The sequence below is a fragment of the Aquirufa rosea genome (genome assembly GCF_004118285.1).
Classification (GTDB): domain Bacteria; phylum Bacteroidota; class Bacteroidia; order Cytophagales; family Spirosomataceae; genus Aquirufa; species Aquirufa rosea.
Map to the genome: position 1 here is coordinate 59,253 of NZ_SDHY01000003.1, position 25,706 is coordinate 84,958.

The following is a 25,706-nucleotide window of genomic DNA, read 5'->3' on the forward strand; positions in this document are numbered from 1 at the left end:
TAATTTTTAAATAACATAAACTATGTCACAAGTAATAAGCCAAGATGCTACATTAGATGACATTATCTTTAGAGATAAGAACCGGGAGTATGGTGCTTTTCTTTTAAGGACAACGTACCCTAAGGTCATCAAGCGGTCTGTATTACTAGGCTCAGCACTTTTTGTTGGTGCATTGTTATTGGCAGCATTCTGGAAACAGTTAACTGCCTCTAATACTGAGAAAACAGAGGTGACAGCTGAAGTAATGAAATTGGACACTCCTCCTCCACAGAAGAAGGTAGAGTTACCACCGCCACCACCGCCGCCACCACCAAAGGAAATCCCTAAGGTGACGACAACTAAATTCTTACCTCCTGAAATCAAACATGATGAAGAGGTAACTAAGCCTGAGCCACCACCAGAAGAGGTACGTGGTAATACAGCGAATGAAACAGTAAAAGGTGAAACTGAGAATTATGAACCTCCAGTTGATCCAGATGCTAAAGGAAAAGAAGAGCCAGTTGAGCCACCAAAGCCTGCTGAAGAGGAAATCTTCACAGCGGTAGAGCAACAAGCTGAATTCCCTGGTGGACCAGCGGCTTTCGGACGTTTCTTGCAGAAAAATTTGAAATATCCATCTGCCGCACAACGTGCCAACGTAGGCGGTAAGGTATATGTTCAATTCGTAGTAAATACGGATGGATCTATCCAGGATGTTACAGTATTGAAATCTGTAGGATTCGGTTGCGATGAGGAAGCAGTTCGTGTAATTAAGTCTGTACCAAAATGGACTCCTGGTAAGCAATCAGGTCGTGCGGTACGTTCTCGATTCACTCAGCCGATTACCTTCGTACTTTCCGAGTAATCAATACTTTTACCATTTTTCAGACCTGCTAAATTCCAAATTTGGCAGGTCTGATTGTTTAATCGTTATCCGTTTTATCTATGGCACGTCCAGTTGCAATTTGGATTAATATATTTTTTCGTTTTTTCGCAGCTATATCCTATTTCCTACTTGGGTATTATATTGGATTTTGGTCAGAGTTTCAATTAGGTATGATGTTGACTATGCCTACTACCTTTTGGTTAGGGATCCTATTTATGTTGTACGGCCTATTTCGTGTTTGGCGTGCTTTTATGTATATTAAGGAAACAAAAGATGCAGACTATGGATATTATGAAGACTAGATCAATTGTTATAGGAACATTTTTATTGGCTGGTTTATTTTCTTGTGGTAAATCCAAAGAAGGTAAATTTTCAGATGGTCCCGCTCAAGGCGAAATCACAATTGCGGTGGATGAATCCTTCCAGCCTTTGTTGATAGCGGAGAAAACTGCTTTTGAAAATAATTATCATTTTGCGAAAATCAACTTTGATTTTCATGCGGAGAATGAAGCTATTGCCGATTTGTTAAATGAAAAGGTTAGAGCCGTGGTGGTTACCCGTGATTTGACTGAAAAAGAAAAGGAGATTTTTACCCGAGAAAAAGTTACATATCGTAGTTTTAATTTTGCGGCCGATGGATTAGCCCTTTTGGTTCATCCACAAAATGTAGATACCTTATTATCTCTTCCTCGTTTGAAATCCTTATTGACAGGTGAGCATAAAACTTGGGAATCTTTGGGTGCGATAAGCATTAAAGGAGATGTAGCTTTGGTGGTAGACAAGGCTAATTCAAGTAATATCAAATATTTGGTAGATAAGTTTGGCTTAGATGTGAATAAGCCTCTACCCATTTTTGCAGCGGGTTCTAACAAAGCTGTTATTGAATATGTCAAAACCCATAAGAATGCCTTGGGATTAATTGGTTCCAATTGGATAAGTGATGGGGACAATCCAACATCTTTAGGATTTATTCGTTCGGTTAATGTGATGTCTCTAAGTGAAAAGGACAATTCATTGCCTGCTGATTATTATCAACCTTTTGGATATAATTTGGCATTGAAAAAATATCCTTTACGTCGAGATGTAAAGATTATTTTGAAAGAATCACATATGGGACTAGGAACAGGCTTTGTCAATTACGTTTGTGGGGATATGGGGCAGCTTATTGTCTTGAAGGCAGGTTTAATCCCTCTGACCCGACCTATCACGATTAGGCAGTATCAAATTAGTCAATAGACATATTTAATTGGCAATGTCTAATAAAATATTAAAGAATTATAATTAATTTTGTAATTCGTAAAAAAATAAACTTTTACGATATTTAATTGAATTATTTCAATTTAAGGCCTGAGAATTATTAAGAATAGCAATTAATTTAAAATTACAATGAAGAAAATGAAATCGTGGATACTGGGTTTGGGATTATTAGTATCCAATGTGGCCTTTGGGCAAACAATCCAAGATGGTTTGCATTTTTTAGATCGTCATCAGCCAAGTAGAGCCAAGCAAGTGTTTGAGTCATTAGTGGCTGCGGCACCGACTGGTGAGAATTATTATTATTTGGGCTATTATTATTTGAATCTTCGTGATTGGGATAATGCAAAAGCTGCATTCGAAAAAGGTAAAGCGGCTGATCCAAAGAATTACCTTAATCAAGTAGGTTTAGCATCTATTTTGGTTGGTCAAAACAATGTGTCCGCTGCCAAAGTGGAGTTTGACCGTATCATTAAAGAAACTAAGGAAAAGAATCCAGATGTGTTACATCGCATCGCTGAGGCCTATGAGATGTTTTATGTGTTAGGTAAAGAAGATAGCTTCAATGCCAACAACAATGATCCAGGTGAAGCTATTCGATTGATTGATTTGATTCAAGAGAAAACTAAAAAAGTACCTTCTGCGGCACAATATATTGTTAAAGGAGATGCTTACTTGATTAAGAATGATGGGGGAAATGCGGTAACAGCTTATGAGCAAGCCTTGTTACAAGATCCTAAAAACGTGAAGGCAAAGGTTAAGATTGGTGTAGTTTATCTTCGTGGAAAAAATTACAAAGAAACACAAGCCCGTTACAAAGAGGCTATTGATTTGGATTCCAACTACGCTCCCGCTCACCGTCGTTATGGTGAGTATTTAATTGTAGGTAACCAATACAAAAATGCAGCTCGTTATTTCAGAAAATATTTGGAGAAAGCTGAAGCTACTCCAGAAGTTACTTTAGAGACAGCTAAATTATTATTCTTATCCAAGGACTATGAAGGTGCGATGAAATTCACTGACGAGGCGGATAAGAAAGGAGTAAAAGATAATGATATCTACCGTATGCGTGGATATGCTAATGTGGAAATGGGCAATTACCAACAAGGTATTGAGAACCTAGATGGTATGGTGAAGAAAGGAGTAAAACCTTACTTTATGGATGATTTGTATTTTGGAAAAGGTTACCAAGGTTTAGGAAAGGATTCCATTGCTTTACAATATTTAGAAAGAGCAGCTCCTCTGGATACTAACAACAACGTATATTCTATCATCCATGACATTAAGTACAAGCAGAAAAAATATGCTGATGCCGCTAAAGCTGGTATTGGAAGTATCGATTGGAAAAAGAAGAAAAGCCAGACTGTAGGTTCTGGAGATTATTTTAAAGTAGCGATGGATTACTATTTAACTTCAGCATATATGGATCGTGCTGACACACTAGGTCGTCCAGCTATGGCTATGCGTGCAGATTCCATGTTCGCTAAAGCGATTGAAATCAATGATAAATGGCCTCCATTTTATATTAACCGTGCTCGTGCTAATAACTTCATTGATTACACTGGAACTAAATGGTTAGGTGCTCCATACTATGAAAAATTCTTGGCTGCTGTAGAACAACAAAAAGCCGAGAAAAGTACTCAATACAAGGAAGATAAAAACCAAATGTTCGAGGCATTGAAATTCTTAGGAGGTTATCATTTATCCGTAACTAAGGATGAGGCTAAAGTGAAAGAGCTATTCACGAAAGCTCAGGAAATTAAGCCAGATGATCCAGATATTAAAGCTTACTTCAATCCAGCACCAGCTGCACCAGCAGCCGGGGCTCCAAAGAAATAATTCAAATAAAAAGCTGCGTAAGCAGCTTTTTATTTTTAATTCAACGCATTAAATCATACCCCAATATGTCATACGCTATTGTCACTGGTGCCAGTAAAGGAATAGGAAAAGAAATTGCTTTAGAATTGGCTGCTAGAGGTTATAACTTATTTCTTGTGGCCAGGAATGCGCAAGAACTACAACAAGTGAGTGATGAAATAACCTCTCGTTTTTCATTAGAAGTTGATTATTTGCCGCTTGATTTATCTCAAGAAGGAGCTGTTGCTCAATTATATCATTGGGTGGTGGAAAAGCAAGTGGATGTCCGAATATTGGTTAACAATGCTGGCTATGGGCTTGTAGGTGCATTTGAATCATATTCTTGGGAAGAGAATCAGCGAATGATGCAGGTGAACATGAACGCGCTTACTGAGGCATGTTATCGTTTCTTCCCATTATTGCAAGGGAAGGGGCAAGCCTACATTCTGAATATTGCCAGTTCGACTGCCTATCAAGCTATTCCTTTGATGAGTCTATATGCGGCCAGTAAGGTTTTTGTATTGAATTTTTCGCGTGGTCTTTATCATGAGTGGAAATCGAAGGGAATACAAGTAACCGTAGTTAGCCCAGGGGCTACTTCTACCAATTTCAATGATCGCGCCAATTTACAAGAAAAGGCTAGAAAGGCGGCTGAAAAAGTGGTGATGACCCCACAAATAGTAGCTAGACAGGCTGTGGATGGGATGTTCGCTCACAAGCCGGAGGTAATTACAGGTTTCATCAATAAATTAGGCGCTACTTTGGCTTGGTTAATGCCTAAATCATTAAGTGAAAAAGTTGCCAAAGGGATTTATGAATAATTCTGTTGAAATTATTCAGGGGGTAATTTTTATTCCAATTGGATGATTCATCAATCCTTCGCATTCTCCTTTTTTTATTTGGCAAACTGTATTCATTATGGTGTTAATATAATGATTTTCTCCTTTTGGTAATTGTTGGCAATTATCTTTAAGATGTAACTACCTGCCGGTAGGTCTGGTAATTGTAATTTGATTGGATCTACACTGGAGGGTAAGGGGTATCGGATAAGTTCATTTCCTTGTAAATTCAGGATGATTGCTTCTGCTCCGATCAGGTTCTCCAATAATTCTAATCGGAGTATACCATTTTTATTGGGATTAGGGAAAATGGATATTCCTTGTAAGTCCTCTGGAATACTCATAATAATGGCTTGGAAAGGCGAAAAACATTCGATACTTGTACCATCATTCATTGAAAATTTCTTTTTTGCTCTAACCTGATAAAGTCCTGCTTCTTGAATTTTGATTAAAGCTAGGGATGAGGGATATTTCTTTTGATCTTTGAGCCATTCATATTCATCTGGTTTATCCAGGCTGATGGCTTCCGCAAAATATATCCCAGATTTTTTTAGTGCTGGAAGCATAGGTTTCTCCCTTCTGTATACTGATATTTCGTCGCTGTTTTTTGACCAACAGCCAAAACTATTTTGCACTTTAAGCCAATAATTTCCTGATTCTTTAATACCAATACGGGAAGTATTGGATCCATTTTTCCACTGATAAGTATGGGCGTTACTTGAAAGAAGGATAATGCTATCGCCAGCACAAAATTGCCTACTTGGAAATGCTAGAATGCTAGGCTTGGGCATTTCAGGATAATAGTAACTTTGCAAGGTATCGCTAGAATTTGACCAACAGTTAAATTGATTTTGTATTCTAATCCAATGTTTACCTGGCTTTTTACTATGGATGGCAGATTTATTTTCCAAAGTATTCCATTCATATTGATGATAAGATGCTGGAACCATTAGTTGAATGGAATCCCCTTCACAAAAGCCTAATGCAGGAGTGGCTATTATTTTAGGTGCTTCTGGTTGCTCATGAACCTGAATGGAAAAGGGGGCAGACCAATCTGACCAACATTGCTGATCTAAGCTGATTTGCGCCTGAAAATTAAAGTTGCCAGGCTTTTGAGCCTTAAAAGTAAAAGAATGATGACGTTCATGATGCTTCCACCTAACATAGGGATAGTTATCAGCTACGTAAATGCTTGTACTATCTCGTAGACAGAGGGATGATTTTTTTGATAAAATATGTGGTGACTGCGGTAGTGCTTTGACTTCTAATACCAATAGCTCGCTTCGGTAAAAACAGGATTCATTTTGGATAATCGCTTGATATTCCCCCGCCTCCAAAATTTGATGTAAAATAAATGCCTCTGAGAAAAAATGACCATCTTTTTCCCAACCTATAAACTGATTTTTATAGGCATGATCAATTTCTATTTGTGCAATTTGATTTTCACAAACGTATTTTTCAAAGTTTTTGATAATGGGGATTATGGGCTTTTTTAATGGAGGGATGCGTAGGTCAATTTTGTTGCTGTTAGGATCTGAGCATCGTACTTGGACAAATAATTCATATCGAGCATCTACTATCCATTCAGCCCCTTGGGCTCTCAATTGTTCCGGTCCAAATTGATTAAAATACATGACATTTCCAGGGCATCCTGATACCAGTATTTTATAGGCATCTTGTTGGCACAATGGCTCCATAGTATAGCTTATTTCATGCCATTGAGGAACCTGAGTTTCCAGTATTTCCTCTTCCAAAGGGGGTATTAAGTCTTCATTCGGTAAGGATTCATTTTTCTCATCATCTGAAATTTGGGTACTATCCGTAGGAATTGTTGGTGTGGATACGCTGTCTGTTGGTACGACTTGAGTTTGATTTTCCCATTGAATGAATACGGAGTCTTTAGCGATGCAGTTGGACTGGTCTCTTATTTGAAGTTTGACGTATCCGGAGGAACGGAATGGCCCAATGGTAGGATTACTTGCTTGGGAATTAGTTATGGGTGTGCTAGTAGGGGCAGACCAAGTGTAGGAATAGGGAGGGGTTCCTTGGCTTGCTGTTAAGTACTTTCCAGTTTCATATAATTCATCTCTATATACTTGTTTGTTTTCTCCTGCATCAGCCAAGATGGATGGAGAAATATTGACTCGAATGGCTGTTTTATTGCTTTCACATTCGTTGACTTTCTGTGATACCCAACGCGTTATTTCTAGCATATTTTGGCTGGAATTGACTTGACTGACTTGAATAGAAGTGGCAGTGCTGATGGGAGATTTGTCTGTGGAATTTATGTACCAAATATTATTGCTTCCTCCAGAGGCTTTGAAGGTAATTAGACTGCCACTACATACTTGGCTGGGTGTTCCGCTATTGCTAGGGGCTGCCGGAATAGGAAATGCTTGAGCATAAGTTCCCAAAGAAGGCAAGCTTTCGCACCCATTTTTGAAACAAGTGGCCTTGTATTGTACTGCGGTATTATTTGGTAAGATTACGCTTAATCTAGCGCCTTCACCCAATTTTTGGCCATTGGTATCATACCAAAAGGTAGAATATGGTGAGCACCCTGTTGAATTGACGGAAATGGTACCATCAATGCACCCTTTGTATACATTGGAAGCATGTGTAGGGATGGGGGCATTTTTGATTTGTAAGCTCACCTCAGAGGAAGTTCTGGGGCAAGTACTTGATTGGTTGTCATTGGTCAAAGAGCCTTCATTATCATTATTGGGGCTAATGATAAAATTGATTCTGACCTTAATTTTCTGACTATTCAGCGCCATGGAAGCATTGGAAATACTTAATTCTCTTGTCTTTGTTCCTGAAAAATTAGTATCATCCATCATATCTTCAAATGGCCCTCCATTGATAGAACGTGTCCATTGAAAGCTTAGAATCTGGCTAGATGAAGTTTCTGGAATCTGTGGAATTAATTTACCTGTAGCCCTTTCACAAATGCTTGGATTCAGAATGGAATTGATTGCATGTAAAGTTATACTTGCTTCTTGGGAATAAACTTGACAGGAATTTTTGGTAATCTTTACACGATATAATGTACCAGATGGGTTGCTCGTTCCCCCCGTGGGATATATTTGATAATTGGGACTTGTTGCTCCACTTATCAGACTAAAATTAGCATCGCCAGGCCGCTTTTTCTCCCATTGAAATGTATCTCCATCGCTTTTAACGATCATTCGGATACTATTCCCATCGCAATCTGATTGGGAAGCAGGATGAGTTTGTATGACAGGACATTGACCAAATATTTCCCAATGGATGACACAGCTTAGGACTAGAATCAAAACTTGTTTCATGTTTAGCTCATATATTAGAGCTCAAATCAATGGACAAAGCATGACATGAAAATGCTAGCAAGTTGATTGCTTAGTTCAATTCCAAATACTTGATAAAAAAAATACGCAAGCTACTGGTAAACAATAGCTTGCGTAATAATCAGGGATTTGATATTATATGTCGCAGATTTTAACGGCTTGCTCTAAAGATGCCATTTTATCCGCACGAGCAGGAATGAACTCCTGTCCAATAAAGCCTTTATAACCTGTATCGTAAATAGCTTTGATGATAGCCGCATAATTTAATTCTTGCGTATCATCAATTTCGTTACGACCTGGAACTCCTCCAGTGTGATAATGCGAAATGTATTGGTGGTGTTTTTTAATGGTAGCAATTACATCACCTTCCATGATTTGCATGTGGTAGATGTCGTAGAGTAATTTAAACTTATCAGAACCTACCATCTCGCAAAGCACAGCTCCCCATTCTGTATGGTCACATTGGTAATCCTTGTGATTGACTTTGGAATTTAATAGTTCCATAGAAATGGTCACATCATGTCTTTCGGCTGTTTTCATGATGCGCTGAAGGCCTTTTTTGCAATTCAATAAGCCTTGTTCATCGCTTATTCCATCTCTATTTCCAGAAAATGTAATCAAGTTTTTAACGCCAGCTTTGGCAGCTCTAGGAATTAAATCCTCATAAAAAGCTACCAATTGATCGTGGTTTTTTACTTTATTGAAGAAATTAGTTAAGCCCATTCCCTCTGGATATTTACCCCAACCAATGGCAGCAGTCATATCGTGTTTTTTTAGAATATCCCACTCTTCTGGCCCTGTCAGCTCTATGGATTGTAAACCTAATTTTTTAGCATTTACCACTAATTCTTCGAATGGAATAGCTTGGTAGCACCAGCGGCATGCCGAGTGATTTACTTTACCTTTTAAGTCAATTCCAGCTTGTACATCAGCTTCCTTAAAACGATGCTCCATGGATTCGCTAAAGATTCCTAGACCCGCTAATCCCATGGAATTTTTGATGACATCTCTTCTTGTAATGTTAGTTTTCATGGTTATTTTTTTCAAAAATTTATCTTAGTGCTGCCAGTTTCCAATAAGAGCACTAGTTTCTTTTAATACATTTAAATTATATTTCAAGGCAATTTTTTTGTATTTCACTAAATCTACGATGGTTCCTATGAGTAGTAAACCTCCTGTGAAAAAATAGAGCAGTCCTAAACCAATCCGATTGGTTACTAAACGTTGAACTCCTGCAAAGCCAACAAAGCCCATCAGCGTGCAGAGTAAAATAAGTAATGTATCACGCCTTCTTGCGAGATAAATACCTAAAAATTGTTCTTGCTGGCTATCGCTCAAACCATGTAGTTTTTGTTTGACAGCAATCATTTCCTCCATTTCTAACTGAGAAATCAAGGGCAAAAATCTTGGGTTCATAAGTTGCTTGTTAAGGTAGGGTGGTCAAGAAATTGGCCACAAAGCTATTGGACCAATCCAAGATTAATTGTGGAAATATACCGAAAATGATGCTTAAAATCCCAAGACTAAACAAACTTATTATTTCTAATCGGTTCAAATCGGTCAATTGCCACGAAGAATCAAAAAGATATGTTTTTCCTAAATAGACTTTTTGAAAGGTCCATAAGAAATACCCTGCTCCCAATAATATGCCAAATGCACCCAAAATAGCCCAGGCAGGGTGGATGTGTGGACTTGTAAATGCGCCTAAAAGGCTAAAAAATTCACCAATGAAACCAGAAAACCCAGGTAGTCCTAAAGAAGCAAATATAGCAATTCCCGAAATAAGCGTGAAGCGAGGCATCCATTTGGATATGCCTGAATAATGATCAATTTGGCGATCATGGGTTCTTTCATATAATACACCTACCATTAAAAATAAGAGCGAAGATAAAATACCATGGGACACCAATTGAAATATAGCACCTTGCCAACCTTCAGCTTGAAAAGAGGCAATCCCAACCAACACAAATCCCATGTGTGAAACTGATGAATATGCCACTAGTTTCTTCAAATCATTCATGGCTAGGGCATTATAAGCTCCATAAAGAATAGAGATGGCACCTAAGGCTGCCATGATGTTGGCCGATTCTAAGGCTTCTGCAGGGAAGAAAGGAATAGCTGTCCTAAGCCATCCATATGCTCCTATTTTTAATAATACTCCAGCCAAAAGTACCGAAATGGGAGTGGGAGCTTCTACGTGTGCATCCGGTAACCAAGTATGTAAAGGTGCCATGGGCAATTTGATGGCAAAACCAATAAACAATAGCCAAAAGCCCCACATTCGGGCACTCATTCCTTGTAATAACCAGCCTGAATTGGGATGTAGAATACTGCTGGGTTGACAATTATTTACATCACTCAATGCTTGCATATCGAAGCTATGAACTATATCGAATGATGCAATTTCTTTGTTGGCTATGGATAATTGAAGATTTTTTAATGCTTCCAAATCAAAATTTTGCCCTTCTTGAATAAGCCCTAAATGTCGGGCAGTTTCATAGGGATCGATATAGGCCAAGGCGATTCCCAACATCACAATCAAAATAAACAGGGAGCCTATTAAGGTATATATAAAGAATTTGATGGATGCGTAGTTTTTTCGAGGCCCACCCCAAATTCCAATGAGGAAATACATGGGTAATAACATGAATTCAAAAAACACGTAGAAGAGGAACAAATCTCGAGCTAAGAAACAGCCCATCAATGCGGCATTAAGCAATAAAATCAAAGAAAAGTATCCACTTTTTTTCTCCGTAATAGTATGGGAATTGAGGATTGCTAATAAGGAGATAAGTCCAGTAAGTGCAATTAATAGGAAACTCAATCCATCTACTCCCAAGGAATATTTGATGATAAAATTCCCCAATGAACCTAAAGGTAATTGTATCCAAGTAACTTCTTCTTTCCATTGGAAGGATGAGCTAGTCTGGTCAAATGTGCTGCCCATGTAAATTAAAGCGAGCAATTGTAGCATGGAAATGCCTGTAGCTCCAAGCTTAAGTCCTTTTTCCCATTTACCCACTGCGGATAGAAGGGAACCTAACAAGGGCAATAAAATTATAAATGATAGAAGCGGTAAACCCATTATGTCATTTTCTGTGGCTCATTTACATCCAAAGGTAGAGTAAAAATAGGCCAAACGTTATAAATACCATTATCCAATATTGTTGAATTTTCCCTGATTGCCACTTACTCAGTAATTGCCCGGCTGATTGATATATTTTAGTATTAAGTCCAACTAAAATACCATCTAAAGCATATTGATCTGCCCATGCAAAAATATGGCCACTAATTACCTGTAATTGTGCTAACCAAATTAAAAATCTGTCTAAGATAAGTGAGTCTAAAAGATAGGCCCAGCGGGCTTTCCAATGGGTAAGTTCAAAAATAGAAGGCCAAAAATTAGACCAAAAACGATAGTTTTCAAGAGGAATCCAAGCCTTGGTAAACCAGGTCAAACTTAATCCCAGCACCCAGCTGAGAAAGGATATGATTAACCAAAAAGAAGGTACTTCGAAGGTTTTAAGGTGAAACCAGTTTAAGAGTGAAGATTGCTGGAAATGCAAGACATTAGGGCTAATCCAGAAGAATAAGCTGAATAAAGCCAATATTAGAATAGGAAGATTTTGATGGAAGTTCCAAGTTGTATTTTTTTCAAAATGTAATCCTTGACGGTTTTCTCCCATAAAGATTAGGTAAAACTGTTTGCTGATGTACCAGTTACTAAGTAGCATACCTAATCCCAAGCAGCCTAATAGGGCCCAATAAATCGGATAATAGGGACTGTTTTGCGCATTTTCCCAAAGAAGTCCAGCTAGATTTTCTTTACTGTAAAAACCATTGCTTAGGGGTAAGCCCATCAAGCCGGCTGCAAAAATTCCATATCCTAAGGTGGTCCAAGGGAGGTGTTTTCTGAGTCCGCCCATGTTACTCAGGCTTTGACTGTCCAAATGATGACTGGATTTTTGTTGGTGTAAAAAGTGTATGACTGAACCTGCTGAGAGAAACAATCCAGCTTTAAAGATGCCATGCACAAATAAATGCAATAAGGAGGCATCAGAACCCATCCCCATCCACATTAGTCCTAATTGGGAAATGGTTGAATAAGCCAATGCTTTTTTAATGTCATTTTGAAATAGAGCAAAAACGGCCCCACTGAGTAAGGAAATAGCACCAATTCCTGCCATCAATAAATGTAGATCCTCTCCAGTAATTGGGAAAATTTTGATTCCTAAATAGACACCTGCTGCCACCATGGTTGCCGCATGAATCAAGGCGGAAGCAGGAGTGGGGCCTTCCATGGCATCAGGTAGCCAAGACATGAGTGGGAATTGGGCAGATTTTCCCATGGCTCCTATTAACAATCCTAAACCAACAAGGATTGGGGCTGGGCCATAACTACTCACCTGCATCTGTGAAAATTCCAAAGTATGAAAATGCATAGATAAACCCATCAAACCCAATAGCAAACCGATATCCCCTAAACGATTTAATAAAAAGGCTTTTTTTGCAGCTTTAATGGCAGCCTGTTTTTGATGCCAAAAACTGATAAGTAAGTATGAACAGGTACCCACTAGTTCCCAAGAAGCATAAAATATCCAAATTTGATCTGTAAATAGCAATAGGTACATGGAAGCTGCAAATAAGTGCAGGTACAAATAATATCGGGCTAGTTGAGGTTCATCTTTTAAGTAAGATTGGGAGAATTGCTGAACCAATAAGGCCACAATACCTACCAAAAGAGCAATAAGCTGTGCAGAGGAAGTCGCTACAAAACTGGCACTAAATGTAATATCACCCACATTAAACCAATTCCCCTGCCAAGAAGTACTCTCACCCCCTAGTTGAAGGATAAAATATCCAATGATGCTCAATTGTAAAAGGGATAAACCAATAGAAAAATAAACGATAATCTGTTTGGGCAGACTAGAAACCACCGCGATGAGCATGGCCGAAATCCAAGGAAATAGGAGGAGGCCCATAAATAAGGAGGTTAAGCCCATCGGGTTACACGAGTTTAATTTGCAAATATACAGTTCTTTGTCGGTTAACCGCCACTAACTGGAGGAATTAGAGCAATTTCCATGCCTTCTTGAAGGATAAATTGAGCATCCGGGAAATGGTGTTCTGCAGCTATGCGAAGTGAAGGAAGATTGGCAAGAGAAGGATAGTTCATTTTTAATTCCTGCAATAATTCATCCACCGTTTTGATTTCGGAGGTGCTAAATACAATTTCCTTGTTTTGCAGTAAATCCCGAGTTAAACCAAAAAGGAGAATTCGATAGTTTGGCATTCGTTTGAGGGCGATTTTGTACCTTTGTAATTATTGCAAATATATTGGATAATTCTCAAAGCTTAACTTCTTCTCGACCTATTCTCTATGATAACCACGGTAGAGAAATGACCTATTTACGTTTGGCCGTAACAGATAGGTGCAATCTGCGCTGTTTTTACTGTATGCCTGAGGAGGGAATTCACTATTTACCCGAAAAACAATTGTTGACTTGGGAAGAAATGCTTCGAATTGTTCAACAATTATATGCCTTGGGACTAAAGAAAATACGACTTACAGGTGGGGAACCTTTATTACGTTCCGGAATTATCGAGTTTTTAGAAGAGCTTAGCCGGCTAGATGGCTTAGAAATTTGTTTGACGAGTAATGGGGTACTTTTGGAAAAGCATATTCCCAAATTACTCGACCTTGGGGTTAGGTCTGTAAATTTGAGTTTGGATTCATTGGATAGGGATCGCTTCCGTCAAATTACTCGGCGTGATGATTTTGAAGTAGTTTACTCGGCCATGTTAGCCTTGATTCATGCCCAATTTCAGGTGAAAATCAATGCCGTGGTTATGGAGGGTAAAAACGAGCAAGATATTTTACCTTTGGTAAGGTTGACCGATAAATTCCCCATTTCTGTCCGATTTATAGAAGAAATGCCCTTTAACGGTTCGGGTAAAGAAGCCCCTAAATTAACTTGGGACTTTATTAAAATATTAGAACATATTCGTAGTCATTATGGCGCTTTGACTCCACTGGCATCGCATTATGGAGAAACATCAACCAGGTATCAGATATCAGGGTATAAAGGAGATGTGGGAGTGATAGCGGCTTTTAGTAGGACTTTTTGTGGTACTTGTAATCGTATTCGCTTGACTGCCATGGGGGAAGTGAAGACTTGTTTGTATGATGATGGAGTCTTTAATATGAAAGCCTTTCTTAGAAATGGTGCTAGTGATCAAGAAATTAGGCAAACCTTCTTGGCTTTGTTCGGGAATAGACCTAAAGATGGTTTTGAAGCAGAGAAAAATAGAAAAGGAATTATAAACGAGTCGATGACAACCATTGGCGGATAGCGATGAAAACAGTGAATGATATTTTTAAAGGCTTTAGCCAATTACAAGTGTTGGTAATTGGAGACTTGATGATAGATGCATATACCTGGGGTAAGGTTAGTCGGATTTCACCTGAGGCTCCAGTGCCTGTGGTACAAGTAATTAAGAAAGAAGCCAGATTAGGAGGAGCGGGTAATGTGGTGATGAATATTGCAAGTTTAGGTGCAAAACCTTGGGTGGTTTCTGTGGTGGGTGACGACGAAGCTGGGGAACTAGTGAAATCATTGTTGGAGAAAGAGGGAATTGCTACTACTGGAATTGTAGAGGAAAAAGGTAGGACTACATCCATCAAGGAGCGGGTGATTGCGGGTTCTCAGCAGTTATTACGCGTAGATTCGGAAACGGATAAATTAGTGCAAGAATCTAGTACTGCAGAACTATTGAATAAAGTAAATGCCTGTATCAAGGAAGTTGACGTGGTGATTTTTGAGGACTATGACAAAGGCGTTTTGCATGAATCATTCATTCAAGAAGTGATTACTTTAGCTAGGGAACATGGTATTCCAACTGTGGTAGATCCTAAAAAGCGAAATTTTTTCAGTTATCGCGGTGCTACTTTATTCAAGCCTAATTTACATGAATTAAGAGATGGCTTGGGCCTATTTCCAGAAGATTTGGAAGGACAAAAATTACAGGAAACAGTTCATGGATTTAAAGTGAGTCAAGGATTTGAAGGAGTATTTGTGACCTTATCTGAGAAAGGTGTGCTGATGGATTTAGGGAATGAACAAGTAAGAATACCTGCACATATTCGTCAGATCGCTGATGTTTCAGGGGCAGGAGATACGGTAATATCCATTGCTGCCTGTGCACTTGCATTAGATTTGCCTGCTAGACAAATTGCTTCTTTGGCGAATTTAGGTGGGGGGCTAGTTTGTGAATCTTTGGGAGTAGTTCCTATTGATAAGGAATTATTGAAAAGGGAGGCAGAGAGCCACTTAATGTAAGCTTGATTTTTTTAACGCTGTCAAGGTTTCAAACCTTAACAGCGTTTGTCTAACGACATATATTTTTATTATTGTATCAAGAAATTGATAAGTTATTCCTTCACCCAAGCGGTGAATTCAATTTCAACCTTGTATTGAGGTGCAATCAGCGCAGAAATTTCATAAATTCCAGTAGTTGGCTTGATCTTCGAAAAGAAGTGAGCATGAGCCTTGGCAATATCCAGATTTTTGGAAATATCCGTTGTGAAAATACGGGTTCTTACCACGTCTTCAAGCGAAGAACCTGCTTCTTCTAAAACTACTGCTATGCGCTCAATGATGTTATAAGTTTGGGCATATAAATCATCTTCCTTTACTTTATCTCCATCCACCAGGGCCACTGTTCCTGATATTTCTAATAAATTTCCAGTTTTTACCGCACGGCAGTAACCAAATACATCTTCGAATGGAGAACCACTTGATATTGAAATTCTATTGCTCATTTTTATTGATTATATGTGACACTTTTTCCCAGATATCACCTACCGAGTGGCGTACAACCTCTCCTATAATGATTACCGCAGGGTTGCTAAGGTCTTCATTTTTTGCCAAATTTTCAAGCTCTCCCGCCAAACCTACACCCAGCTTTTGCGCCGAGGTAGTTCCTTGCTGAACAATAGCCGCTGAGATATGTCCTTTACCTGCCTCTTGACAAATTCTTGAAATTTCCCCTAAACGATGCATGCCCATTAAAATGACAAGAGTTGCCGTAGATTGTAATCCTAAATGTAAATCATTGCTGAGGGTGCCATCTGACTTAGTTCCAGTCATGACCCAGAAACTTTCATTTACCCCCCTGATTGTCAGAGGAATATCGGCAGCTCCTGCAGCGGCATAAGAAGAGCTGATTCCCGGAATATAGGCAGTTTGAAGTCCGAACTGGCGGGCATAATCAATTTCCTCTTGGCCACGACCAAACACAAAGGGATCGCCACCTTTTAATCTCACCACATGTCCCAACTCATAAGCTTTCTTTACAATTAATTCATTGATCTGATTTTGGGAATGGCTTTCCCCTGCTTTTTTGCCCACAAATATTTTTTCACAAATGGGTGAACAGTAGTCGAGAAGACTGATATCTACCAAGGAATCATATAGTACAGCTTGAGCTTTTTCCAAGGCTTTGATGGCTTTTACAGTGATTAGTTCCGGGTCGCCAGGACCTGCACCTACTACACTTAGTTGAGGCTGAGGTTCTAATGATTTAAATCGACTTAATTGTTGGATCATCTTAATTACTAGCAAGAGATTGGCGGAATGAACTGGCAGTTTCTAAAAAAATCAAAGCTTGTTGGGCATAAGTCTTCGCGAACTCCTCGCTTGGTTCATGCTGATTGATTTGTAGGACTAAGTCGGTAAAGCTTTTACCATTTAAATCAAACTCTCCACTCTGAACGTAATGTTCATCAAACTTCGTAATTACTGCATGCTGGGTGGAGGATTGTACACTTTTGTCTAATAACAAGGCTTTGGCTGCTGATATAAATACGCTATAAGCATGATAGATGGCATCGGCCCAGCGTTTATCTTCTAAAGCACTTTTACACCAATCGTACTTTTCTTCTGATTCAAAAAGCAAGGTTGCCACCAAATCAATAATGACACTGGCACATTCCCCAACCCCAATTTCAGTTTGAAAGCTCTCAGCCGCACCCCAGTCGATGAAATCATCATCTTCAAGTGTCTGTAAATCGGCGATTGGTTTCAATAAAGCATAAAAATATTTTTCACCTTGACGGTCATAGTATTCATGGAAATATTCTCCTTCTTGGGAATTTTCTTCATAATTATTTAGGATAACTCGTAACACCTCGGGACCTCTTTTGGAAGGCACTTTGATGACTTTATCCGCTATTTTACCTTCACCATTTCCTAATGTGGCCCCACCTAATAAAACTTGAAGGGCAGGGAGCACTCGTTTGTCAGGTGCTTTTAACGAAGATCCATGGAATCCAATACTTGCCATGCTGTGTTGTCCGCAGGCATTCATGCAACCCGAAATTTTGATTTTCATTTGGTTGTCAAGAATTAAATCTGGGAAATCTTGAGATATCACTTCCTCCAATTTCGAAGTGATATGGGTAGAATCAGAAATGGCTAAATTACATGTATCTGTACCCGGACAAGCAGTAATATTGGCTACCGAATTAGCACCTGGAGCTGCTAATTGATGATCTTTTAATACTTGATAAACGTAAGGAAGGTTTTGTTGAGGTACAAATTTCAACATTAAACCCTGGTTAATGGTTATGCGCACATCATCTCCTACATAACCCTCCAAAGCTTTCATTAGACTTCTTGAGGTATCGCTGGAAATGTTACCATTTAGGATGCGCACATATACACCAAAATACCCTGCTTGTTTTTGTTCAAAGGTATTGGAGCTTAACCAAGTTTGATATTCTGCCGAATTGTCTGCAGGAATATCAGCTAGTTTATTGGGTAAGGCAACTTCCCAGACGCCATCACTAGGGATTTCAACGATCTGATTTTTTAATGCCTTAGTTTCAGCCTGAACCAAATCCATGAAGGCTTCAAATCCAATTTTTTGAATTAAAAATTTCATGCGGGCCTTGTGGCGAGAATTTCTCTCCCCATGGCGGTCAAATACACGCAAAACGGCCTCCATGAACGGAATAATTTTATTTTCAGCTAGAAATTCAAAGGCTGTATATGCCAACATGGGTTGAGCACCTAGTCCTCCACCTACTACTACTTTAAATCCACGTACACCCTCTTGGATTTTGGGAATAAAGCCCATGTCGTGTAAATAGGCTAAAGAGGTGTCTTCATCGGTGTTGGAAAAGGAAATTTTCACTTTTCTTCCCATTTCTTGACAAATGGGATTACGAAGTAAATACCTGAATGCCGTATCGGCATGGGCACTCACATCAAATAACTCTTTCGGGTCTATGCCCGAGGTAGGTGAAGCAGTGATATTTCTTACGGTATTTCCGCAAGCTTCACGCAGAGTAATATCATCTTGCTCCAATTTAGCCCATAATTCAGGCGTACGATCCAAGGAAACAAAGTGAATTTGAATGTCTTGACGGGTCGTTAAATGCAAATTTCCAGTAGAATATTCATCCGAAATATCCGCGATTCGCTTCCATTGGTTGAACTTGATCTTCCCGTAAGGGAGCTTGATGCGAACCATCTGAACCCCTTGTTGTCTTTGACCATAAACGCCACGAGCCAAGCGCAAACTTCGGAATTTTTCTTCATGAATCTCCCCAGCTCGGAATTGAGCAATTTTTTTGGCAAGATCAAGGATGTCTTTTTCTACTACGGGATTTTCTATTTCTGAGCGGAAACTTTGCATAAGGAAACGTATTTAATCTGATATACTCTATATAATATATAGATTTTAAGCAAAAGTACAAATTACAAGTAATTCAACAAAGAATTTTGAGCGCTAATGTCAAAACTTTTCCCAATTAATGACTTTTTTAATGGACTATATCTTGAGTTTTAAGGCATAAACAAAGCGGAAATAATAAACTTTAACTAAGGATTAGAAATCAGACTGCTTCCATTCTTCAAAAGAATTGATTACTTTTGCCCACCCAAACAGAGGGGTGTCCGAGTGGTTGAAGGAGCACGCCTGGAAAGTGTGTATAGGCCTAAAGCTTATCGAGGGTTCGAATCCCTTCCCCTCTGCAAAAAAGACAAATCTATACAAGGTTTGTCTTTTTTTTATGTTTGAATGAGCGTATCCATAGGAAATCAATACATTTGTTCACATAAATCCGCTGAACTTTGTACATTCCTACCATCAATCATCTGACCGATTTATCCGAAATACTTGAATTCATTCAACGATTCAGTTTTGGGACAATTATAACCAGCGTAGAGGGAAAGCCTATTGCTACTCCATTACCTTTTCTTGCTTCCGTTCAAGATAATCAAATTGTTTTGCAGGCACATTTTGCCAAAGCCAATGAACATTGGAAGTACATAGTTGATCAGGAAAGTTTAATCATTTTTCAAGAACCACATGCCTATATTTCTCCTTCTCACTATGAAAAGGAGCAAAATGTGCCAACTTGGAATTATATTTCCGTGCATTTATATGGTAAAGCTATTTGGGCTCCTTCAGAAGAAGTATCTCAACGTATCTTGGAGGCAAGTATAGATTTTTATGAAAGTACTTACCAAAAACAATGGTATGGTCTTTCTGAGGACTATAAATCTCGTATGTTGAAGGGGATTGTCGCATTTGAATTTTTTGTTTCCGAAATTCAGGCTAAAAAGAAAATAAGTCAGAATAGAACGGAAAAGGAACAAGTTCAAATAGCTGAAGCATTATCCAAGAGTTCATCTACTCAAGATCAACTCATTGGAGAATACATGAGTAAAAACTTTAAAAAGAGTAAATAGAGCATCATTATTTTAAAATGATCATCCATGAAAAGTCAAATGAAAATTCTTTTAGTAGAAGATGATCCCAGAATATGTCAAAATATTCATGACTATTTTTTTCAAGAAGGATTTTTAGTTGAAATAGCCAAAGATGGCTTAGTAGCCAAGAGGTTAATGGAGGAGAAAAGCTATGAGGCTATTGTCCTGGACATCAATTTGCCTTTTATCGATGGTTTAACACTTTGCAAAGAATTCAGACAGTACAATACACATACTCCTATATTAATGCTGACAGCATTTGATGATTTAGATGATAAAATGCACGGTTTTGATGTAGGGGCCGACGATTATTTAACTAAGCCCTTTTACATGCGGGAAGTGATGGCTCGCATCAAATCATTATTGAAAAGGGCTAAAAATCAAATTCCATCTGAGCAAGAAACTTTCATAAGGGTGGAGGATTTGTTAATTGACTTAAGTACAAAATCAGTCAGAAGAGGAAAAGTAGATATCAATTTGACCCCCAGAGAATTCAATCTACTGCTTAAATTAGCAAGAGCCAAAGGAAAATTGGTCACGAAAAGGGAATTGAACAAGGATATTTGGGGAGGGTCTTTGGATGAAAATAATAATACCATTGAGGTGTATATTAATTTTCTACGCAAAAAAATTGATAAACCTTTTGCTTCAAATCTAATCAAAACCAAGGTGGGTTTTGGTTATTACTTGGGAACTCATGAGCATTAGACAAAGGATTTTAATTTATTTTTCTGTCTTATCCATCACTGTGGTAGGGATAACCTTTTTACTGCTTTACACCGTATTCAAGAATTACCGTCGGGAAGATTTTCAGCAGAGAATCAAAGATCACATATTTTCCACCATGGGTATCTTGGCTGAAGTCCGAGAGTTAGACCAAGACATTATTCAGTCGATGGGGGAATTAACCGTCAATAAATTATTCAAGGAAAAGACTTTACTTTTTGACGAACAGAAAAAATTGATTTACTCAAGTTTGGATGATACCAAAATTGAATTCTCTTCCGACTTGTTGAATGAATTGAATGCTGAACGCCCCATCATAGAAACTGTAGAAGGGGAATTTGATGTGGTTGGGGTAACTTTCCGAATTCGAGGGAAGCAATTTTATGGTATTTCTAAGGCTTATGATAAATTTGGTCATTCAAAACTAGACTTTTTAAGAAATATTCTTTGGGTGTTTTTTGTAATAATCTCATTGGTCATTTTGTTGACATCCTTTATTTTATCCAAGCAGATTACCCAGCCCATCATTAAAATGGCGAGTGCCCTGAGAGTTATCAACATGGAAACTGCTCAAAATTTGTTGCCTATCCCGGAGAAAAAAGATGAAATATATTTGTTAGCCCAGCGATTCAATGAATTGATGACAAGATTACAGAGTTCATTTGCTTTTCAAAAGCATGCCGTACATCATATTTCTCATGAACTCAAAACGCCAATAGCCATTTTGGTCAGTAATTTGGAAAACCTAGAAAAGGAAAAAGATCCAGTGCTTTTGAAAAAGGGAATTCAAAATCAAAAGGAAGATACCAAGTTGTTAGGTGATATGATTAATGCCCTCTTGGAGATTGCGAAGGTAGAAACTCATGCCAATTTGAGTTTTCAACGTATTCGACTAGATGAAGTGGTTTTTGATGCATGTTCGGAGGCCAAAAAATTATATCCTCAATTTAAATTTGATATAAAAATTCATCCCAATATTGAACAGGAAGATAAATTGGAGATTGAAGGCAATAATCGCTTGATTCAAATGGCAGTCCAAAATTTATTGTTGAACTGCATTCATTATTCCTCTAATAAAAGAGCAGAAATTATGTTTCAATACCAATATGGCGAATTGAAAATTTTGTTTTGTAATGAGGGACAAGCCATTTCAGCCTCTGAAGTGCCCTTTTTATTTCAGCATTTTTTTAGAGGCTCTAATAGTCAGGGGAAAAGGGGGTTTGGTCTGGGCTTGGTACTAGTAAATAAAATCATTCAACTACATGGAGGTAAGATCGATTATCATGTTGATACCCAATCTCGCAATGTTTTTACGCTACATTTTCCTGAAAAAATAACGGTCTAATAATCTGTTATTCAGACACTTGTAAAATTAAAATTCTTTTTAAGTTCTTTTTAAGTCTAATTATTTCAGTTTTGTGGACATAATATGATTAGCTATGTCCATTTTCAGAAAATTTAGCCTTATTCTCCTGTCCATGTTTGCTTTTAGTGCATGGGCTCAATCTGATACCTTATCCATCACCATAGCTCAAGCAGATAAGATTTTCCTCCAATCGAATTATCAATTGCTGGCGACCTCCATGAATATTGATGTTCAAAAGGCCCAAGTATTACAGGCTTCCTTATATCCTAATCCTGTTTTGACGGTAGATATGAACGCTGTTGATCCAGAAAATAATAAAATTTTTCATTTGGGTAATGCAGGCCAACAAAGTGTTCAATTGGAACAACTAATCCTCTTAGGTGGAAAGAGGAAAGCTCAAATCGAATTAGCCAAGACGAATGTCGAGATGGCAGAGCTAGCATTTCAAGATTTGATTCGTCAATTGAAATTTGAATTACACACAGGTTTGTATCTTTTGAACCAACAACAAATACTGATAGGTAAGTACAACAAGCAACTTAGTATGGTCGATAATATTTTGACCACTTACGAATATCAAGCCCAAAAAGGTAATATTCCTTTGAAAGATGTGGTTCGCTTGAAAGGGGTTTATTTGAATTTGAGTAATGAAAGAGCGGCCATTTACAGTGATTTTTTTCAGGTTCTTTCTAAAGTTCAAACTTTATTACAAACCAAAAGTGTTGTGTTGCCTATAGTAACCGATGCTGAAATCCAAAGCTTTATACAGCCTTTTAACGTTCAACTTCTAATCGATCAAGCCTTAGAAAATCGTCCAGATTTACTGCTGGGAAAGAAAGATGCTGCATTTGCGGAGCAGTATTTTAATCTTCAAAAGAAATTGGCTAAACCAGATATCACTCTGTTCTCTTCCTATGATCAAAGGGGTGGAGCTTTCCAAAGGCAAGTGAATCTGGGGGTGGCCATTCCTCTAATGTTTTGGAATAAAAATCAGGGCAATATCAAATCTGCTGAGGCTCAAATTAAGGTGAAGAACTATTATGTGGAAGGGCTTAAAAGTCAGGTAATAGCCGAGGTACAAAGCACCTATCTTCATTACAAGCAAACGGTGGATGAGTTTTTGAAGAATAATAAATTATACAATGATGAATTCGAAATCACCCTGAAGGGAATGACGGAGAATTTTCAAAAAGGGAACGTCAGTGTGCTGGAATTTGTCGATTTTTTTGAATCATATAACAACGCACTTTCGGAAATATCCCGTATCAAAATACAATTGGCCACCTCGGCAGAACAAATAAAATTAAGTACTGGTAAAGAACTATTCTAAATATGAAAAATGTAGTGTTACTGGCTTTTGCAGCCACCTTTCTGATGCTTTCATGTAATATGGAAAACAAGGAGTCTACCCAAGCTGTTGCTTTTCGTTTGAGTGATACCATGATGGCTCATTGTGAATTTTACACCGCGGATTTACAAGAGGTGAAAAATGAGATTCGATTATTTGGTAAAATTCAGGCAGACAATAATAAGTTGGCACAGGTCTATTCCATTGTGGGAGGAAATGTCATCAAGATTAATGCCGAATTAGGAGATTATGTTAGAAAAGGACAAGTGTTGGCCGTAATTCGAAGCGGGGAAGTGGCTGGTTTCGAGCGAGATAGATTGGATGCTTTGGGGGATGTTGCTGTGGCGGAAAAAAACTTACAAGTGGCTAGAGATTTATTCAAAAGTAAATTGTCTTCTGAAAAGGATGTGGTTGCGGCGGACAGAGAATTGGAAAGGCAAAAAGCTGAATTAGCTCGAATTAATGAGGTTTTCAGCATTTATAATTTGAAAAAAGGGTCACTATATAATGTGACAGCTTCTATGAGTGGTTTTATTGTTCAAAAGGAAATCAGTCCAAATGAGCAGATACGTCCAGATAAATCGGATGCGCTATTTTCTATTGCAGAAATTAATGAAGTTTGGGCGATGGCTAATGTTAACGAAAGTGACATTCCTAAAATACAAGTAGGCTATGAAGCAGATGTTCGCACATTGAGTTATCCGGATGATGTGTACAAAGGGAAAATTGACAAAATTTTCTCAGCCATTGATCCAGAAACCAAGGCGATGAAGGTGCGAGTTCGTATTCCTAATGCTTCCTATAAGTTAAAGCCTGACATGAACGCCACGGTGGATGTGCGTTTCTCCGAGCATAATCAAATGATAGCTGTACCTTCTTCTTCGGTCATTTTTGATAAAAGTAAAAATTGGGTGATGGTATTCAAAGATCGTGCCAACATAGAAACGCGTCAAGTGGAAGTTTACCGTCAAATTGGAAATATAACCTACCTCTCAAATGGTTTAAATAAGGGGGAGAAGGTGATATCTCAAAATGGCATGTTGGTCTATGATGCCTTGAATGATTAATCTTGGAAGAATACATGCGCTCTAATCTATTCTTTTTATGTTTTTGTTTGACTGGATGGACAGTTAAAGCTCAGTCAGATTCTACTCATCGGCAATGGAGTCTTCATTTTCAGCAAACCGCTGTTTATCAATATCATGCCGCATTTGATGCGCTGTATTCCGGTGATAATAGTTTGCAAAACAAGGAGGAGAGTGCCATGTCCTTGACATCTACCTTATTTTTTGATGCTCCACTTTGGAAAGGCGCCACTTTTACTTTCAATCCAGAGCTTTCAGGGGGAAAAGGGCTTTCTCAGGCCAAAGGCCTAGGAGGATTTACCAATGGGGAGACATTTAGAATTGGAAATCCTGAGCCAGTGGTTTATGTGGCAAGATTGCTTCTAGAACAGAATTTTGATTTGAAAAACCAAAGATCCATCAAATTGGTGATTGGGAAATTTGGCTTAGCCGATTATTTTGATTTCAATGCCTATTCACATGATCCTCGTGTGCATTTTATGAATTGGTCATTGATGAACCAAGGAAGTTGGGATTATGCAGCCAATACCAGAGGTTATACGTCTGGGTTTTATGCCGAATATAAAACGGCTCCATTGGAATTGCGCGCTTCTTTTTCTGCTGTACCTACTTCAGCCAACGGGCCAGATTTGGATTATCAATACGATAAAGCCAACGGTATTAATGTGGAATTGACCAAGCCTTTTCAAATTAATAAAGATTGGAATGGATTTTTACGGGTACTGGCTTACCGAAATCAGGCAGGCATGGGAAATTATGATTTGGCCAACGCGAGTCAAGGAGTTCCCGATATCACTAGTACAAGAAGTCCATTTAGAACTAAATATGGCGTTGGACTCAATGTGGAATTGAGTTATTCCGATATCATAGGCCTGTTTGCTCGTTACGGTTGGAGTGATGGAAAGAATGAGACTTGGGCATTCACAGAAATTGATCAATCGATCTCTTTAGGATTTCATTTTTGGGGAAAATCCTGGCACCGAGAACAAGATTTTGCTGGTATTGCTGTAGTGGCGAATGGATTGTCTGCTTCGCATCAAAAGTATCAGCAGTTGGGCGGAAATGGCTTTATGATTGGAGATGGTAATTTGAATTATGGACAGGAGTGTATAGTGGAGGCATTTTACAGTTTTCAAGTTCCTCACAGTCCTTTCGCTCTTTCTCCAAATTTTCAATGGGTGGTTAATCCCGGTTACAATATAGATCGTGGTCCAGTTTCCGTTTGGGGGCTACGTGTACATACAGAATTTTAATTTTTAA

Annotated in this window: 22 protein-coding genes and 1 tRNA gene; 14 read left to right on the top strand and 9 right to left on the bottom strand. The window is 38.4% G+C overall.

From position 1 onward, the window contains the following. Window positions 1-22 precede the first annotated feature (22 nt). The 5 genes from ESB04_RS05460 to ESB04_RS05480 all read left to right on the top strand — a co-directional run bounded on the left by ESB04_RS05460 (window position 23) and on the right by ESB04_RS05480 (window position 4,797). On the top strand, window positions 23-844 hold the full coding sequence (locus ESB04_RS05460; protein WP_129026721.1) for an energy transducer TonB: 822 nt from the start codon (window positions 23-25) through the stop codon (window positions 842-844). A gap of 80 nt (window positions 845-924) precedes the next feature. Further along, window positions 925-1,167: a hypothetical protein gene (locus ESB04_RS05465; protein ID WP_129026722.1), complete on the top strand. Its 243-nt coding sequence runs from the start codon at window positions 925-927 to the stop codon at window positions 1,165-1,167. Beyond that, window positions 1,157-2,101: a PstS family phosphate ABC transporter substrate-binding protein gene (locus tag ESB04_RS05470; RefSeq protein ID WP_164969600.1), complete on the top strand. Its 945-nt coding sequence runs from the start codon at window positions 1,157-1,159 to the stop codon at window positions 2,099-2,101. Before ESB04_RS05465 ends, ESB04_RS05470 begins: the two co-directional genes overlap by 11 nt. A 150-nt stretch (window positions 2,102-2,251) precedes the next feature. After that, entirely contained in the window at window positions 2,252-3,958 is a 1,707-nt protein-coding gene (locus ESB04_RS05475) for a tetratricopeptide repeat protein (RefSeq protein WP_129026724.1), read from the top strand. Window positions 3,959-4,023: 65 nt separating this feature from the next. Then, a complete protein-coding gene (locus tag ESB04_RS05480; protein ID WP_129026725.1) occupies window positions 4,024-4,797 on the top strand; it encodes an SDR family NAD(P)-dependent oxidoreductase in 774 nt (257 codons plus the stop codon). A 95-nt stretch (window positions 4,798-4,892) separates the two neighbouring features. Here the strand turns inward: ESB04_RS05480 and ESB04_RS05485 are convergent, their stop codons facing one another. The 6 genes from ESB04_RS05485 to ESB04_RS05510 all read right to left on the bottom strand — a co-directional run bounded on the left by ESB04_RS05485 (window position 4,893) and on the right by ESB04_RS05510 (window position 13,434). Continuing rightward, entirely contained in the window at window positions 4,893-8,123 is a 3,231-nt protein-coding gene (locus ESB04_RS05485; protein WP_129026726.1) for a T9SS type A sorting domain-containing protein, read from the bottom strand. Window positions 8,124-8,276: 153 nt separating this feature from the next. After that, window positions 8,277-9,173 carry a hydroxypyruvate isomerase family protein gene (locus ESB04_RS05490; protein WP_129026727.1) on the bottom strand — a complete coding sequence of 299 codons (897 nt, stop codon included), beginning with the start codon at window positions 9,171-9,173 and terminating at the stop codon, window positions 8,277-8,279. 24 nt (window positions 9,174-9,197) lie between these two features. After that, window positions 9,198-9,557, bottom strand: coding sequence for a TM2 domain-containing protein (locus ESB04_RS05495; protein WP_129026728.1), 360 nt, complete (start codon window positions 9,555-9,557; stop codon window positions 9,198-9,200). A gap of 10 nt (window positions 9,558-9,567) precedes the next feature. Then, window positions 9,568-11,226, bottom strand: coding sequence for a complex I subunit 4 family protein (locus ESB04_RS05500; protein WP_129026729.1), 1,659 nt, complete (start codon window positions 11,224-11,226; stop codon window positions 9,568-9,570). A 22-nt stretch (window positions 11,227-11,248) separates the two neighbouring features. Continuing rightward, the gene (locus tag ESB04_RS05505) at window positions 11,249-13,144 is read right to left on the bottom strand and encodes an NADH-quinone oxidoreductase subunit 5 family protein (protein ID WP_129026730.1); all 1,896 of its coding nucleotides are present in this window, start codon (window positions 13,142-13,144) and stop codon (window positions 11,249-11,251) included. Between the two features lie 44 nt (window positions 13,145-13,188). After that, window positions 13,189-13,434: a MoaD/ThiS family protein gene (locus ESB04_RS05510; RefSeq protein WP_129026731.1), complete on the bottom strand. Its 246-nt coding sequence runs from the start codon at window positions 13,432-13,434 to the stop codon at window positions 13,189-13,191. A gap of 80 nt (window positions 13,435-13,514) precedes the next feature. Between ESB04_RS05510 and moaA the strand changes: the two genes are divergently transcribed. Both moaA and ESB04_RS05520 read left to right on the top strand, forming a co-directional pair. Continuing rightward, complete coding sequence (gene moaA, locus ESB04_RS05515) at window positions 13,515-14,495, top strand: GTP 3',8-cyclase MoaA (RefSeq protein ID WP_129027033.1); 981 nt, start codon at window positions 13,515-13,517, stop codon at window positions 14,493-14,495. Between the two features lie 2 nt (window positions 14,496-14,497). Continuing rightward, complete coding sequence (locus ESB04_RS05520; protein WP_129026732.1) at window positions 14,498-15,481, top strand: bifunctional heptose 7-phosphate kinase/heptose 1-phosphate adenyltransferase; 984 nt, start codon at window positions 14,498-14,500, stop codon at window positions 15,479-15,481. A gap of 92 nt (window positions 15,482-15,573) precedes the next feature. On the opposite strand, the gene ESB04_RS05525 is transcribed toward ESB04_RS05520, so the two are convergent. The 3 genes from ESB04_RS05525 to ESB04_RS05535 are packed head-to-tail and all read right to left on the bottom strand — an operon-like array spanning window position 15,574 to window position 18,842. Further along, window positions 15,574-15,963, bottom strand: a complete 390-nt coding sequence (locus ESB04_RS05525; protein WP_129026733.1) for a RidA family protein — start codon at window positions 15,961-15,963, stop codon at window positions 15,574-15,576. Further along, window positions 15,953-16,750 (bottom strand): uroporphyrinogen-III C-methyltransferase, encoded by a 798-nt coding sequence (gene cobA, locus ESB04_RS05530; RefSeq protein WP_129026734.1) that lies wholly within the window; start codon window positions 16,748-16,750, stop codon window positions 15,953-15,955. The genes ESB04_RS05525 and cobA overlap by 11 nt, the downstream gene beginning before the upstream one ends. A 1-nt stretch (window position 16,751) precedes the next feature. Further along, window positions 16,752-18,842, bottom strand: coding sequence for a HEPN domain-containing protein (locus ESB04_RS05535; RefSeq protein WP_129026735.1), 2,091 nt, complete (start codon window positions 18,840-18,842; stop codon window positions 16,752-16,754). A gap of 250 nt (window positions 18,843-19,092) precedes the next feature. Here ESB04_RS05535 and ESB04_RS05540 point away from each other — a divergent pair. The 7 genes from ESB04_RS05540 to ESB04_RS05570 all read left to right on the top strand — a co-directional run bounded on the left by ESB04_RS05540 (window position 19,093) and on the right by ESB04_RS05570 (window position 25,699). Continuing rightward, window positions 19,093-19,180: transfer RNA gene (locus ESB04_RS05540), tRNA-Ser, on the top strand. 99 nt (window positions 19,181-19,279) lie between these two features. After that, a complete protein-coding gene (locus ESB04_RS05545) occupies window positions 19,280-19,900 on the top strand; it encodes an FMN-binding negative transcriptional regulator (protein ID WP_129026736.1) in 621 nt (206 codons plus the stop codon). Between the two features lie 27 nt (window positions 19,901-19,927). Continuing rightward, window positions 19,928-20,629 carry a response regulator transcription factor gene (locus ESB04_RS05550; RefSeq protein ID WP_235832179.1) on the top strand — a complete coding sequence of 234 codons (702 nt, stop codon included), beginning with the start codon at window positions 19,928-19,930 and terminating at the stop codon, window positions 20,627-20,629. Then, on the top strand, window positions 20,619-21,992 hold the full coding sequence (locus tag ESB04_RS05555; protein ID WP_129026737.1) for a sensor histidine kinase: 1,374 nt from the start codon (window positions 20,619-20,621) through the stop codon (window positions 21,990-21,992). The genes ESB04_RS05550 and ESB04_RS05555 overlap by 11 nt, the downstream gene beginning before the upstream one ends. 133 nt (window positions 21,993-22,125) lie before the next feature. Then, window positions 22,126-23,343, top strand: a complete 1,218-nt coding sequence (locus ESB04_RS05560) for a TolC family protein (protein WP_205749476.1) — start codon at window positions 22,126-22,128, stop codon at window positions 23,341-23,343. Window positions 23,344-23,345: 2 nt separating this feature from the next. After that, a complete protein-coding gene (locus ESB04_RS05565; RefSeq protein ID WP_129026739.1) occupies window positions 23,346-24,428 on the top strand; it encodes an efflux RND transporter periplasmic adaptor subunit in 1,083 nt (360 codons plus the stop codon). A 14-nt stretch (window positions 24,429-24,442) separates the two neighbouring features. Beyond that, window positions 24,443-25,699: a carbohydrate porin gene (locus tag ESB04_RS05570; RefSeq protein ID WP_129026740.1), complete on the top strand. Its 1,257-nt coding sequence runs from the start codon at window positions 24,443-24,445 to the stop codon at window positions 25,697-25,699. The last annotated feature ends 7 nt before the right edge of the window (window positions 25,700-25,706 follow it).